Below are 13,530 nucleotides of genomic sequence, written 5' to 3'. Positions count from 1 at the left end.
ATGAATCCTATAAGCATTGGGGCCGGCCCGGCTTTTATCCCGCCGATGGCCAATCCCTTCATGTCCGGCATGCCGGTCGGCGCCCAGATGCGCGGCGCCGGCAGTAGCGGGCGCACGTTTCTGCCGGTGTCGAACGGCTTTCAGTTGGGCCGCGGGTTTCGTTCGCCGGCCCAGCAGGCGGTGCATGCGGCGGCGCAGGAAGCACATGCCGACATGCTGGATCAGGTGCAGCAATGCATGGTGCCGTCACAGGCAGAAGCGCAGGCGGAGTGCACTGGTGGTTTGCGACTGATCGACAGTGCACAGTCGAAGGCACTGGATGCGATTTTTCGTCATGCAGACGATCCGGCGCAGGCTGACGCGACGTATGCCGCCGGTCGCTATGCCGCGCGCATCGGTGTGGAAGATCTGGCGGTGGCCTTGTCGGAGCTGCGCATCCACGGCGGCGCGCCGGAAGATTGCGAGCGCATGGAAAAGGCGCTGTGCAAGATGATCATCAAAGATGGTCTGGGCGACCGTTCGGGATTCAGTGCCTGGCATGCGGGTAACTGTTACGACAAGGTAAAAAAGCTGACGCAGGAAATCAACGCCAAATTGGACGCCTTGCCGAACAAGCCGGATATTTTTGAAGGCGCGATGCAACGCGAGGTGATGCCTGCGATTCGCGCGTATATCGAGGCGCGCTTCGGCACGCAGAGCTACGCCACCTGGCAAAAAATCGATGCGGCAGGCGGCCTGATCTCGCATGCGGCGGCGGAAGCCGCTGATCGCATGACAGCAACCATGCGCGCTGCGGAACAGAGCGGTGGCAGCGGTGCTTTGCGCGCTAAAGTCAATCAATGGCGCGTGGCCCAGCATTGGGCTGAGATGATGCGTTCCGTCGAGACGGCTCCCGCCCAGGCGCGGCAACCGGCGCCTGCACCGGCTCCTGAGGAAGTCGCGCCGGCGCATGGACCGTCGGCCGCCGCGGCGCGTCCCGCGGCAACACCTGCACCTTACTCGGTCACGCAGACGGCCAATCCGGTATTCCGGCCGATTATCGTGATCGGGGGCCGCGAAGTTGATGGCACGCTCACGCGCATCCTTGAGCACGATACCGAACACGGTGCGCTGAATCCTGCCGATGTCGCTAGCGTCGATGATGCGGTTCCCACGTCGTCAGCCAGGGCGCGTCAAACGGTCGGTGCGGAGCGTCCGGCCTTGCCGGTGCAGCCAGAAGACGGACACGGCGACAACGCGCAGACCTTGCGTAATGCAGTGTTGAATAACGACCTCGGTCGCGATGAGGTGGATGACAATCACTATCCGGATCACGATGCCAACAACGCGCAAGAGCCGCTGCCGCCTGCCTCCCGGCATATTGATCAAGTGACAACCGAACTGGACGGCGGCATGCCGCATGGTAATTCTGTGTTACAATTACGGCCTGCTGTGCGAGGCTTGCGTGTCGATATTCCGCCGCCACCGCCACTGCCGGATTCAGCACCAAGAGCACCGAGCTCTGCATCATCGTCAGCATCTTCACTATCGTTACCATCTTCACCACTGCCAGCTACACCGGCAATGCCGCCAAGTCCGGCGTCCTTAGTAACATCAGCAACATCGTCGATAACATCGGTTCCGCCGATGCCGGCAACAGCGGCCAGGTCGCCGCAAGAAAATCAGGGAGCAGAAAATACCGTTACCTTGCGTAACCGGTCTTTGTCTCCCATACAGCAACTGATAAAACAATTTGACGACGCCGGTATCGGTGCTCAGCCACCGACCAGCAATTCCGCGTATGTCGGCTCTCTGCTGCATCGTGTCGGCAATCGCATCAGCACAACCGAATGGCCCTTATTGCGCAGCGTCAGTAATGGCGATGACCGTAGCAGCAGTCCGGTGTCACCGGATGCGGAGGAGCCTGCCGCATTACGTAACCGTCCGCTGATGTCGTCGCCGCCACCATCGCAACCGGGCTATACGCGGTTGTCGAGTGAAACCGGGCGCACTGCGGCCAGTCCGTATCAACGCTTGTCGACGCCGACCCGCCCGATACTGGCCGGTCCGGCGTTCGAACCGCTCAACGGGAAGTAAGTGATGACACAGGTATCTCTTGCTTCGCTTCGTGCAGCCGCCAGTCCGGCGCTGTCTGATCTGCCGGACCTGCGCGAGCGGGTGCGCGGTTTTTTGGGTGACTATTTCATGACCGGCAACTTGCCGGATGAGTTGGCGCTCCTGGTGGATGACCTTGGCGCCGACTCACTCGATCTGCTGCAGGTGGTGCATACCCTGAACGACATGTTCGACATTGATATCGACGTCGACTGGCTGCCGGAGATGCTCACCGTCGGCAGCGCCTGCGATGTGGTCCAGCGTTTGTACTACGGCGACCTGCGTACCGGCTGATCAACCGGGCCGGCGGCAAGATACCTGGCCGGGTCGCATTGGGAACGTAAATGGAACAACGACAACTGCGCCTTGATGGCGCAGTTGTCGTTGCGGAAAACCGAATATCTCGGGGTCCGGCTCCGCCACCGGCGGACGACGGATGCCATTCAGTCAACAAGAAAAGGGGGGTAAGTCTGCGTGCGCGAATGCCGGGTTGCAACGACCGGCGGGAAGCTTAGTATCGTGCCGTTAAAAAAACGATGCCAGTCACCAAAAACCGAAAACCGTGTGAAATCAAACTTCTGCGCCGCTATCAGCGCAGTCTGCTGCTGGGCGGCGGCGCCCTGTTGTCGCTGGCGCTGATACTGTGCGCCTGCCTCGCAGTGTGGACCGATATTCAGGACTACATTGCCGAAAGCCGCGCGGTGTATACCGCCAACAAGGCGCTCGTCACGCAGGAAATCGAAAAGAAACAATCCGCCATGCGGCGTGGAATTATCTATTCCGAACTGGTCTGGCGCGCAGCCGGATCGCAGCGTCGCGTCGACGATTTTCGCACCGGCCAGTTGCTCATGCAGGCAGACCCTTACGTGGTATCGCAATTGTTGCTGGGCGATGTGTCGCCCCGGCATCCGCCGCAGACATTCGCGCGGTTCATCGAATTCAGCGAAACGCAAGCCTATGCGGTGACCGCCAGCGCGCGCGAACGCGGTGAGTCGTTTGCCGGCTACTTCTTTGATCCGGCGCACACTTTCGTCTCCATTGCGTCGCCGCCGCCGGCCCACGCTTTGCTGAGCAATATTCCCTCAAGCGATGTGCGCCGCCTGATCGACCGGCTGGCGCCGGACATCGGCGACCTTAACGATCCGGTCTATCTGGCGTCGCTGCGCGAAAGCCGGCGTGTCTTCTGGCAGCCGCCCATGCCTGACCCGCTCACCGGCGAGACAGTGCTGCAAGTCGCCGCTCCCGGTTTTGACGGCGAGCGGCCGTTCGCCGTATTCGTCAGCAGCATCTCCTTCGACGTTTTGTACAAGTGGCTGCACAAATCCAGCTACAGTGGCAACTTCATGATCGTCGATCGCAACGGAGATCTGATCCTGAGCAGCTGGAGCCAGGATGCAGTCGATCCCGCGCTGACCACCAAGGTGCTGGATTCCGGCGTTTGGCAAGAGCGGCTCGACTCGTCCGACTATGTCTATCGCGACGGCACATTTACCATCAGCGAGCCGCTCGCCGATACTGGCTGGGTATTTGCCTATGCTTTTTCATGGCGCACTATCCTCGCCGCGCGGGGCAACTTTGTCATGGCCTACGCGGTTGCCACGTTGTTGCTGCTGGGACTACTGTGGACATTAATTTACGTCTATCTGAAGAAGGTGCTCAGTCCGCTGCTGCTACGCTCGCAGCGCGTCTTCGACAGTGAAAAACTCAATCGCACCATCATCGCCACCGCGCCTAATGGCTTATGTCTGATCTCTGAGCGCAGCGGTAAGGTGCTGTTGCAAAACGCGGCGATGACACTGTACGACAATGACGAAGCACCGTTGTCGGAGCGCTTGCGCAATCTGTGGCGCGAGAACGCCGCGCAGCCTTTGCCGGGAGCGACCGTCGCTGCCCCTGCCATGCATGAACTGACGGTGACGGGCGCCGACAACGAGCGCCATCATTTGCTGATCAGCATTGTGCGCACCCGTTATCTGAGTGAGGATTTTCTGCTCTGTAGCTTTTCCGACATCAGCGAACGCAAGCAACTTGAGCGTAGCCTGTGCGAAGCGCGTGTGGCGGCGGAAGCCGCCAATCAGGCCAAGTCAGCCTTCCTGGCGACCATGAGTCACGAAATCCGCACGCCGCTCAATGGCATCCTCGGCAATCTTGAGTTGCTGGCGCACACGCCGTTGACCGAGTTGCAGCAGGACCGCCTGCAAACGGTCACGCGCTCGTCGCATACCTTGCTCGACATCATCAATGACGTCCTGGATTTTTCCAAGATCGAATCGGAACAGATGCACCTGGAGCATATCCATTTCGACCTGATCGATCTGGTGGAGCAGGCCTTGGTCATCTTCGTACCGATCGCCGCCGACAAGGGGCTGAACTTGTACTATCGCGTGGCGCCGCAACTGCCGCGCTGCTATCTGGGCGATCCGACCCGGGTGCGGCAGATCGTGGTCAACCTGCTTAGCAATGCCATCAAATTTACTGCGCGCGGCAAAGTCAGCGTCACGCTCGATATCGGCCCGGCCGGCGAGGACGGCAAGACAGTACTAATCTTGCGGGTGGCCGATACCGGCCCCGGCATTGCGGCAGCGCGACGGCGTCAGTTGTTCCGTCAGTTCGAACAGGGCGATGCCTCGGTAGCACGGCAGTATGGCGGCACTGGCCTCGGGCTGGCCTTGTGCCGGCGTCTGACGCAGTTGATGGACGGCGTCATAGAGATGGAAAGCGAGTTGGGGCAGGGAACGGTATTTACGGTCAGGTTGCCGTTGCAGTCGGTGGGGAGCGCGTTGGCGTTGCCCGGTGCGAGCGTCGGCAGTACGGACGACACGGATGGCAGCGCCCGCGAGATCGGCGTTTTGTGCGCATCGTCGGAATGGCGCACGCAGTTGTTTGCGCAGTTGCAGGCGTGGGGACTCAAGGGTCGCCTGTTGCAAGGGCCTGAAGAATGGTGCGGCAATCGCGGGCCGCTGCTGTTATTCGGTGCGCACCGGTCTTGGAGCACCGCCGACGAAGACGCGCTCATGGAAGACGGCCTGCAGATCATCGACGGGCGCGAAGATGGCCCGCGCATGCCGGTGCGCCAGGGTAATCGGATTCTGGTTTCCTGTTATTCGTTGGAAGGTCTGCAACGCGCCTTGTTGCTGGCCGGCGGCGCCGACCTGCCGCGACCGGCGTTGTGCACGCATGTGCATGGCGACGCCCAAGTCGCCCTGCGGACGGATGCCGCGCGCGTGCTGGTGGTGGAGGATCATCCGGTCAATCGCGAACTGATCGGCGATCAGCTGGATTTGCTGGGTTACGACGCTTGCCTGGCGGCCAATGCCGGCGAGGCCTTGCAGTTGTATGCTGCGGACCAGTACGACATCGTCCTCACCGATCTTTCGATGCAAGGCGTCGACGGTTACATGCTGGCCCGCATGTTGCGCGAGCAGGGCGCGCGTTTGCCGATCGTCGCGGTCACTGCCCACGCGTCGCCGCAGGATCATCAGCGCTGTCTGGCGGCGGGTATAGACGATGTGTTGCTCAAGCCGATGTCGCTGCGTGAAATCGACCGGATCATGCGCCGTCATCTGACAGCATCGCGGCTGCGCTCGTCGCAGGTGCCGCCCGAACAGCGGGAGCGCGGCTTGTCTGCGCGCCTGCTGCAGGCGTTGCACGTCAGCAGCGACGATGCGCTTGCACAGATGCGCGTCGCTTGCGCACAGCAGCGTCACGATACCGTACTGGAACAACTGCATGCCATCAAGGGCGCGTTCGCGATGCAAAAACAGGCGCCTGTGGTGAGCGCGTGCAGTGAACTTGAACATGACTGCGCCTCGGGCCTGCCGGTCGATTTTTTTTCGCGTCTGGATCAATTGCAGACGCTGGTGCATCAGGTGCTCAAGCGCATGGCGCAGAAGGTCGCAGCCTAGCGCCGTGGTCGTCAGCATGGCGACGACTGAATGCAGGAGTTTATGCCGGAGCATATCCGGCCGACCGTCGCCGCGGCAGGTTGGGGCGCTTTCAGACTAGTCCGAAGAAATCATTGCAGCTTTTGGTTCTTGTCAGATTTCTGTCCCCGGGCAAACTCCCTACACTACGTTTCATTAACTCGCATGCAGTCGGCCACGCCGGCTGCATCCCGCGAGACCGGATTGTCATTGCCTGTTGTTCATGCGTTCATGCCGCGCTCCGGGCGGAGGTGCGCGGATCACAAGATGGCGCAGGCAGCACAAAAAACATCACAAGATTTCATCATGACACTGCACTTTGAATCGGAAAGCCCGGATGCCAGGGCGGTCCTGCGATTACTGAACGGACCGCTAAGCGGTTGCGAATATCACCTGAACGGCGACACCACGCTGGTGGTGGCGGGCGCCGCAAGTACGCTGTTGGGAGCCATGGCACACAAGGAAGCGGCGGAGCGGCCGGTATTTCCCGAGAGCGCAATCGTGGTGCCGATGGACGGCGGCAGCAACTTTGAAATCATCCTCGACGACAACGCCCGCGATGGTTTTCGCTTGCGCACGCTCGCGCCACAACTGGAAGAGCGCGTGCGCCCGTATCAGGAAGTCTGCCGTGTCGGCACGCTCGCGTTCGCGGTGCGCCCGGCGGATGCAGATTGGGCACCCGGCATTGTCGATGCGTTGCCGACAGCGGCGGAACCGGAAGACGTCGCACCACGGCAACGCTCCTGGCTTATTCGGATGCTGTTGGGCGTGATCGCCCTGTTTGCATTACTGGCGCTGGGACTGGCGTTGTGGATGACGCTCAAGGACAACCAGCGCGTCGCCGAAGTGGCGGCCGTCGTTACCGGCTCCAGCGGTCAATACCGTTTGCTCAAGGGAAGCGACGGCGCCATCTACATATTTGCCGATAGCGAACGCGACGTGTCCTGGGCCAGGCAAGCGCTGACCCGTGAGGGCCTGATTGCTTCGGCCCGTGTGTCGACCTTGCGTGACGAAGAACTGCGGCTGTGCAAGTTATTGCTGGAGAGTTATCCGACGCTGTCGTTCCATCGCGTGAAGCTGGCCAATTCGGCCAGGCCGGTAGTGGTGCTCAGTCAGGAGCGCGCGCACATCAGCAGCAAGGAGCGCCAGGCGCTCATGGCAAGCCTCGCGACATGGATGCCTTATGCGGAAAGTATCGGTATCGCGACGTGGTCCGACGCCATGCTCGACGAGCAGGCCAGGGCCGGTCTCGACAGACTTGGCATCGCCTATGAGCGTGTCGGCAATGCCGACAGCGTGACCTACACTGTTCAGGGTAGCCTGAACGACATCGAACTGGCACGTCTGCAAGTGTTTACCGACAGTTTCTATCGTGATTTCGGTACGCGCTATATCTATTTTTCAGTCGCCCTCAAGGATGACTGGCTGAAAGGGAAGTCGTTCAAATACGGCGGCCCCGGCTACGTCAAGATGACGCAGCAACATTGGTTTTTTCCACACACTTTTTAAGCAGGAGTTAAAGATGGCAACAACACCATATCAAGGTAACGGTTTGATGATGACAACCGCCAAGGCATTCGAAGACGGCGGGGCGCTCTTGTTTGCGCGCGAAAAAGAATTGCGCGCCAAGCTCGCCGGCGACGGCACCGCCGGCAGCGGCAGTTCCGACCCGACCGTGTTGGCCGAATACCAGGCTGCGATTTCGGAAATCAGCATCTTGCGCAATGCCCAGTCTTCTACCGTGAAGGCGTTCAAGGACATGGACGCGACTATCGTCGCCAACTTCCGTTAATTCGATCAGGAAAGCAATCCTCGTGAATACTCAAGCAATTGCCGGCATCCAGCCGGGCGCCGCGCTCACGGCGGTAGACATCACGCCGCAAGAAACCACATGGTCATCGATCGACGACCGTTTGCGCGACGCCTTCGCGTCCACTTCGGTGGCGACGCAAGCCGAATACGCCAACATCATGGCCAAGGCTAATGACGCCGAGTATTTGTCGACGCCGGGCGGTTTGTTCGAACTCCAAGTGCGTCTGGGCGAATACAAGCAGCAGGTAGAAACCATCAGTGCATTGACGCGCAAGGGTGTCGCTACCGCGGAAACCGTGTTGCGCGCATGAACAAGCTGGCGATCATGGCGACACTGTGCCTGATGCTGGCCGGTTGCAAGCAGGAAGGTCTGCTGCAGGGGCTGGATCAGGGGCAGGCCAACGAAGTGGTGGCAGTCTTGCATCGGCACAATATCGAAGCCGGCAAGAAGGACAACGGCAAGAACGGTTTCAGCGTCGATGTCGGCAAGCCGGACTTCGCGGCGGCGGTCGATATCCTCAGGTCTTACGATCTGCCGTCACGCAAGGCGGTGCAGATTGCAGACATGTTTCCGACCGACAGCCTGGTTGCTTCGCCGCGCGCCGAGAAGGCGCGGCTGTATTCCGGTATTGAACAACGTCTGGAGCAGTCGCTTTATACCGTTGCCGGCGTGGTGTCGGCGCGGGTGCATGTGAGCTACGATCTCGACGCAGGCGAAGGTGGTCGCAAGATGACGCCGGTCCATTTGTCGGCGTTGGCCAGTTATGAAGGCGATGTCGATGCGCCGGCGCTGATCAATGACATCAAACGCTTCCTGAAGAATAGCTTTGCGGAAGTGGAGTACGACAATATCTCGGTCGTCCTGTCGCGCCGCAGTGCCTTGCAACACGAGACACCCAGAAAAATCGACAAGCCCGACAACGGCATGCCGGCCGGCATCGCAGCAGTCATCGTCGCGGCAATCGCCGCTTTGGCGTGGCTCTGGCACAAGCATGGTCGCAGCGGTCGTGACGCTTTGCAGGCGATGCGCAAGGGGCGTGGAAACGGTGCGCGTGAGGGAGAGCACGATGGCAAACCAGACTGAAGCAGGCATTCTCAGGGAGCAACTGAAGCAGATCCTGTTCGATCCGCTGCGTTATGTCCATCCGCAGCGATTGCGCCTGCCGCGCAGCTTCGACACAGCGCGGCAACGCGCCATCGTCAATCGCATGTTACTCGGCGATGCATTGCATTCGCCGCCGATAGCGGCGCATCCACATCGCCTGTTGCAGCATTGGCGGCGCTTGCCCTACGTCTGTTCGCTGGTCGGCGCACAGTTGCTCAAGCCGTCGCTTGCATTGCGCGGCAGGTCCTTGCACCTGCCTGCGCCGGTGCGCTTCTTCATGGCGTTGCCGTTGCAGCAGTTGATTGCGGTGCAGGACGATCTTGCTCCGTTGACTGACTGGGGATCGGATGCAGATCCGTTGCGGCAGGTGCAGCGGGCAGGCTTGTCATGTGTTCTGGATTGGCAGCAGCAGGCGCCGGCGGCCTTGCTGGCGCGCATGCGCTTGTTGTTTGCGCCGCAGCTGGATGCTAGTTTTGACGGTCCCCGCAAGCCCTTGCAGGCAAGCGAATTGTTTTTGATTTCACAGGCGATCCTCTATGCCAAAAATCATCCATACCAGTTGTGACGTCGTCCCCGACGAGGCCTTGCTGGTGCGTAGCGCCTACCTGCGCAACGATATCAAGGCCTCGGCGCTGCTCGCCGAAGCGAAGCGACGCGCCACTACGCTGGCGGTGCAGGCCGACGATGCGGCCGCCCGGCTGTATCAGGAAGCCAGAACCGAAGGCTACACTGCCGGCATCTTGCAGGCGGCCGATGCATTGGCCGCCTATCTTGCCGATCACGTTGCGCTTGCGGCGCAATTGCAGACCCGTTTGCAGCAGCAGGTGGCGATGCTGTTGCAACGGAGCGTCAATGATCCCGATGTCGTCATGGCGGCCTTCGAAGCATGTCTGCGCGAACAGGATATTGCCGCCGCACCGACGCTGGAGCTTTTGTTGCCGGAATGCATGCGCGCCAGTCATCGCAGCCTGATGACGCGCTTGCAACAACATGTCCCCGGACCGGTCAATATCGAATACCGGCAGGACACGCGATTTTTGCTGCGCTTGGGTGACCAAGTGGCGGAGTTCGCACCTGACGATTTCGTGACGCGCGCGGGTGCGCGAGCCATGAGCAGCCTGCCCTCAATTTACATGGCGAGCGGCGCTGTCGCCGACAAATGTCGCGCGCATCTGGCGGCATTGTTTGCGCCGCCAAGCGCTGCCGCAGAGCCGCCTTCTGCGACGCACAATCAGAAAAATACCGAATTGCCGGAGGACCACACATGATTCAACAATTGGGAGTGAACTATCTCAATACCACTCAGGCTGGCGCATCGCCGGCGTCTCTCAGCCTGGATCAGCGCCTCGCACCGCAAGCCGGCGAGGGCGTCAAAGACGACAATATTGATCTCCTGTATGCGCAACTGAAGCAATTGTGGGAGGCCAATCCTGACATCAGCAGCACCGAGATCATCGATTGCCTGCGCAAGTTCGAGGCCGCAGATGGCAGCAGGCCGTACCAGGCGATTCCGACACACACACCGGCGCTGGCGCAAGTCATGAACCGCTTCAAGGAGGAGGGCGGGGAAGGTTCTCCAGCTTACGCGGCGCTATACAAGGGGGTCGGGCTAGCCGTGGTTTCCAACGGTATCCTGAACAGCTTCATGGGAAAAATGATAACGCTGCCGGAAGAGCCTGAAGACTGGTAGCAGTATCAAGCAATACAATTTATATTTATGGAACAGGAAGATATAGTAACTGCTGCGCGACTCCTGCTTGGCTTTGCCAAATTGTCCAAGACGGAGGTCCGGCAGTTCACGACCAGCATGAATCAATATCTGTTTGCTTCGCCGTTGGCGCGGCGGCAGATGATAAAGATGTGGGAGGAGGAGTTGCATTCTTTATCGACAAAAAGAACGGACTCGTAGACGAGCGCCCAGAAAGGTAATGCAATGCCCTACAAAATCAGAGTCGTGATTGCCGATGATCATCCTGCAATTGTCGAAGGCATCAAGCAGTCGATTGCCGTCAGCACCATCGAACTCATGGACACGGCGCGTAATTCGACGCAGATCATTGCGCTGCTGGACAAAGGCATCGCCGACGTCCTTGTTACGGACTATGCGATGCCGGGCGGCGAGTTCGGCGATGGCTTGCCGCTGTTTGAATTCATCTTGCGGCGCTATCCCGACATCAAGATCGTGGTCATGACCATGATGGACAACCCTGGTGTGCTGCGTACCCTGATTGCCCTGGGTGTACGTTGCATCATCAGTAAATCCGACGACGCCAGTCATCTGATCCCGGCGATTCATATTGCCAGTTCCGGCGGCCAATATTTCTCACCCACGGTCAACGCGATCGTGCAGACGCTGGATAAGCCGCCGGGCGAGGACAATAAAGACGTTAACCTCTCCAAGCGTGAATCAGAAGTCATCCGCCTGTATGTGTCCGGTATGAAGATCAACGACATTGCAGCGCAGCTCCATCGCAGCAAGCAAACGGTGAGTTCGCAAAAGAACAGCGCGATGAAAAAAATCGGCGTCGCCAGCGATGCAGATCTGTTCAAGTACGCACTCGAAGTCGGCCTGGTACCGTCTTCTTCCCCGCCGCAAGACTGATTGTCCGCAACGCTGTAGCTGCATGGTCATTGCGTCGTCATCGCTGGGCCGTCGCCTGGCGATGCATCTGGCATCACCCTCATCGCGGCTGCGCGAAAAACTGAGCAGGCTCTTTTTTTGAAAGCGCCCTCGCGCGCTGAACGACATAATCCCCTTCCATTGCGATCGCGCCAGCATCCGGTGCGCCGTTGTAGGCACCACGTTGCCGGGTGATCGTATTGCATCCGTATGAGAAAGGGTAGTCAATGAATAACATCAGTACAGTCGATACACAAAGCATCGTCAACCGGATCGCCGATCTTTCCGCTTCGGGGCGTGTGCACAAAAAGCCGCTGGCAGATGCCTTGAACGAGGTGCGCAGCGCCGTCAGGAAATTGGCCGACTTCCAGCCAGAGCAGGCAAGAAAGATCGCCGAGGGCATCGAAAAAGCCGTCACGGTATTGTCGACGCAAAAATCCAATATGGAAGAAAAGAAAGCCGGCAGCCTGCACGAACTGGCGAGCCGGTTGCGCACTTGTTTTTCGCACTCCATGGACAAAATGAGCGCGTCGATAGCGTCCTCCCGTCAAAAGCTAGCCGACTTGCCGGCCATGGCGCAGCGCGAGGAAATTCGCATTGAAAACAAGCACCAGAGCAAGATTGATGCGCTCAAGGATTATCTCGGCGAAATGCGCCAATCGACCGTCAAGTACGATCAGCTATTGCGTCAGCGCAAGGGGCTGGACGCTACCTTCGACGCCTTGCTCATGAAGAACGGATTTTCGGAAAGTGAGAAATGGACCGCCTTGACTCACTACGAAACGCCGACCACTAAAGAAGTCAAAGGCTTCGACCATCACTCCAGCGATGACGTCTTCAGTGACAAGGAAGCACTGCGCCGTTTCGGTGGCACCATCAACAAGCACGTCGAGTACGGTCGCCGTCAGTATGTGGAGCTCACCGTCAAGGTGTACACGCCGGCTAATGCCAAAGGCAAGGCCTGGGTGCAATTCCGCGAGCTGGCCGAACAACGGCGCTTTATCAGCAAGGAATTGTATCGGCATCCGGCCCATTCGCAGTCAATGCGGCAGCATGCGGCCCGCCTGGAGATCAAGGCGGAGAAAGCAGCCTGGACTGGTGAGCTGAAAACCCTGCAGACGATCATGGATGAAGAGTCGGCACATTTGCAGGCTGACATCGTCAAGACACGCGATCAGTTTGTGGTCTTGCAGAGTGCACATGATGCGTTGTTGCCCGATCGGGAGTCGACAGCGCTCTGACGTCGTCCGACTGCGTAACGGTGTGCAATCCCGCCGTCGCAGTTGTTTTCCGGGCGACCAGACTCTCACGAGGATCCGGTTTCGTCGTCCGGAGTTTTTCGATGGCGTGCCAGCGGAACGCCTGATGTCTCAAATTTGAAAGTCGCGCTCAGGGCCCGACGATATGCTCGGCGGACTATTCACTTTTTTATGGAGTTATGCATGAGATTGGCTTTCAACCTGAGCAGCTTTTTTACCAGACTACCGACGGCCATTGCCGACAAGTTGCGCCCAAGTACAGCACGGCGTTCCGAATTAAGTATAAAGCTCGCCGGCGCAGGCGGTTCCCAAGTGCGGCTCGCCGCGTGGCGCCCGGTCGACAGCGAGCGCTTGCGCTGGAACGACGTGCTGCCGTATTCGCACTACAAATTGCCGCGACTGGAGGTGAAGCAGGTTGCTGTCGGGAACAATGCGGAGCAACGTTTTGCGGAGTATTTCTTGCCCACTTCAATGACGCCGATGCCAGTCAATCGCAGGATGATGATTACCGGAGTCAAAGAGCGCGCTATCTGAGGTAAAACGGGTGATTGTTGATTTGCGCGTGGATTTGATCCACGTTTGTAATGAGTAATAACCTTGCCTAGAAATTCAAGATATCTATAAAACTTGGTTCTTCAAGCGAAATAGTGGGGCAACGGATGATGCAAAACGGGGTCAATCAGAACGGCAAATCAACATTCAATAGAAAAACCGGGA

General features: G+C 59.1%; 13 protein-coding genes. All 13 read left to right on the top strand.

Annotated features, from left to right (window positions below):
- Positions 1–2,076 carry a hypothetical protein gene (locus tag hmeg3_RS15760; protein ID WP_094564561.1) on the top strand — a complete coding sequence of 692 codons (2,076 nt, stop codon included), beginning with the start codon at positions 1–3 and terminating at the stop codon, positions 2,074–2,076.
- A 3-nt stretch (positions 2,077–2,079) separates the two neighbouring features.
- Positions 2,080–2,388 carry a phosphopantetheine-binding protein gene (locus tag hmeg3_RS15755; RefSeq protein WP_094564560.1) on the top strand — a complete coding sequence of 103 codons (309 nt, stop codon included), beginning with the start codon at positions 2,080–2,082 and terminating at the stop codon, positions 2,386–2,388.
- Positions 2,389–2,630: 242 nt separating this feature from the next.
- Positions 2,631–5,999 carry an ATP-binding protein gene (locus hmeg3_RS15750; protein WP_094564559.1) on the top strand — a complete coding sequence of 1,123 codons (3,369 nt, stop codon included), beginning with the start codon at positions 2,631–2,633 and terminating at the stop codon, positions 5,997–5,999.
- Positions 6,000–6,323: 324 nt separating this feature from the next.
- Positions 6,324–7,526 (top strand): PrgH/EprH family type III secretion apparatus protein, encoded by a 1,203-nt coding sequence (locus hmeg3_RS15745; protein ID WP_157739286.1) that lies wholly within the window; start codon positions 6,324–6,326, stop codon positions 7,524–7,526.
- A gap of 13 nt (positions 7,527–7,539) precedes the next feature.
- Entirely contained in the window at positions 7,540–7,809 is a 270-nt protein-coding gene (locus hmeg3_RS25210; protein ID WP_304441833.1) for an EscF/YscF/HrpA family type III secretion system needle major subunit, read from the top strand.
- 22 nt (positions 7,810–7,831) lie between these two features.
- The gene (gene sctI / locus hmeg3_RS24980) at positions 7,832–8,140 is read left to right on the top strand and encodes a type III secretion system inner rod subunit SctI (RefSeq protein WP_094564557.1); all 309 of its coding nucleotides are present in this window, start codon (positions 7,832–7,834) and stop codon (positions 8,138–8,140) included.
- On the top strand, positions 8,137–8,913 hold the full coding sequence (locus tag hmeg3_RS15730; protein ID WP_094564556.1) for an EscJ/YscJ/HrcJ family type III secretion inner membrane ring protein: 777 nt from the start codon (positions 8,137–8,139) through the stop codon (positions 8,911–8,913). Before sctI ends, hmeg3_RS15730 begins: the two co-directional genes overlap by 4 nt.
- Entirely contained in the window at positions 8,897–9,499 is a 603-nt protein-coding gene (locus hmeg3_RS15725; RefSeq protein WP_157739285.1) for a hypothetical protein, read from the top strand. Before hmeg3_RS15730 ends, hmeg3_RS15725 begins: the two co-directional genes overlap by 17 nt.
- Complete coding sequence (locus hmeg3_RS15720; RefSeq protein WP_094564554.1) at positions 9,471–10,202, top strand: hypothetical protein; 732 nt, start codon at positions 9,471–9,473, stop codon at positions 10,200–10,202. The genes hmeg3_RS15725 and hmeg3_RS15720 overlap by 29 nt, the downstream gene beginning before the upstream one ends.
- Positions 10,199–10,624, top strand: a complete 426-nt coding sequence (locus hmeg3_RS15715) for a hypothetical protein (RefSeq protein WP_094564553.1) — start codon at positions 10,199–10,201, stop codon at positions 10,622–10,624. Before hmeg3_RS15720 ends, hmeg3_RS15715 begins: the two co-directional genes overlap by 4 nt.
- 243 nt (positions 10,625–10,867) lie before the next feature.
- Positions 10,868–11,536, top strand: coding sequence for a response regulator transcription factor (locus tag hmeg3_RS15705; RefSeq protein WP_094564551.1), 669 nt, complete (start codon positions 10,868–10,870; stop codon positions 11,534–11,536).
- 245 nt (positions 11,537–11,781) lie between these two features.
- A complete protein-coding gene (locus tag hmeg3_RS15700) occupies positions 11,782–12,795 on the top strand; it encodes a hypothetical protein (RefSeq protein WP_094564550.1) in 1,014 nt (337 codons plus the stop codon).
- Positions 12,796–12,996: 201 nt separating this feature from the next.
- On the top strand, positions 12,997–13,347 hold the full coding sequence (locus hmeg3_RS15695; RefSeq protein WP_094564549.1) for a hypothetical protein: 351 nt from the start codon (positions 12,997–12,999) through the stop codon (positions 13,345–13,347).
- Positions 13,348–13,530 lie beyond the last annotated feature (183 nt).

It is taken from the genome of Herbaspirillum sp. meg3, assembly GCF_002257565.1.
GTDB lineage: Bacteria > Pseudomonadota > Gammaproteobacteria > Burkholderiales > Burkholderiaceae_D > Herbaspirillum.
Note: the sequence above shows the minus strand (reverse complement) of the source record. Positions and strands in the feature narration are given on the sequence as shown.

Excerpts from the sequence above, each read along its gene's own strand:
- hmeg3_RS15705 (WP_094564551.1), top strand. The coding sequence starts at position 10,868 with ATGCCCTACAAAATCAGAGTCGTGATTGCCGATGATCATCCTGCAATT.
- hmeg3_RS15745 (WP_157739286.1), top strand. The coding sequence starts at position 6,324 with ATGACACTGCACTTTGAATCGGAAAGCCCGGATGCCAGGGCGGTCCTG.
- hmeg3_RS15720 (WP_094564554.1), top strand. The coding sequence starts at position 9,471 with ATGCCAAAAATCATCCATACCAGTTGTGACGTCGTCCCCGACGAGGCC.
- hmeg3_RS15725 (WP_157739285.1), top strand. The coding sequence starts at position 8,897 with ATGGCAAACCAGACTGAAGCAGGCATTCTCAGGGAGCAACTGAAGCAG.
- hmeg3_RS15695 (WP_094564549.1), top strand. The coding sequence starts at position 12,997 with ATGAGATTGGCTTTCAACCTGAGCAGCTTTTTTACCAGACTACCGACG.
- hmeg3_RS15715 (WP_094564553.1), top strand. The coding sequence starts at position 10,199 with ATGATTCAACAATTGGGAGTGAACTATCTCAATACCACTCAGGCTGGC.
- hmeg3_RS15755 (WP_094564560.1), top strand. The coding sequence starts at position 2,080 with ATGACACAGGTATCTCTTGCTTCGCTTCGTGCAGCCGCCAGTCCGGCG.
- hmeg3_RS25210 (WP_304441833.1), top strand. The coding sequence starts at position 7,540 with ATGGCAACAACACCATATCAAGGTAACGGTTTGATGATGACAACCGCC.
- hmeg3_RS15700 (WP_094564550.1), top strand. The coding sequence starts at position 11,782 with ATGAATAACATCAGTACAGTCGATACACAAAGCATCGTCAACCGGATC.
- hmeg3_RS15750 (WP_094564559.1), top strand. The coding sequence starts at position 2,631 with ATGCCAGTCACCAAAAACCGAAAACCGTGTGAAATCAAACTTCTGCGC.
- hmeg3_RS15730 (WP_094564556.1), top strand. The coding sequence starts at position 8,137 with ATGAACAAGCTGGCGATCATGGCGACACTGTGCCTGATGCTGGCCGGT.
- hmeg3_RS15760 (WP_094564561.1), top strand. The coding sequence starts at position 1 with ATGAATCCTATAAGCATTGGGGCCGGCCCGGCTTTTATCCCGCCGATG.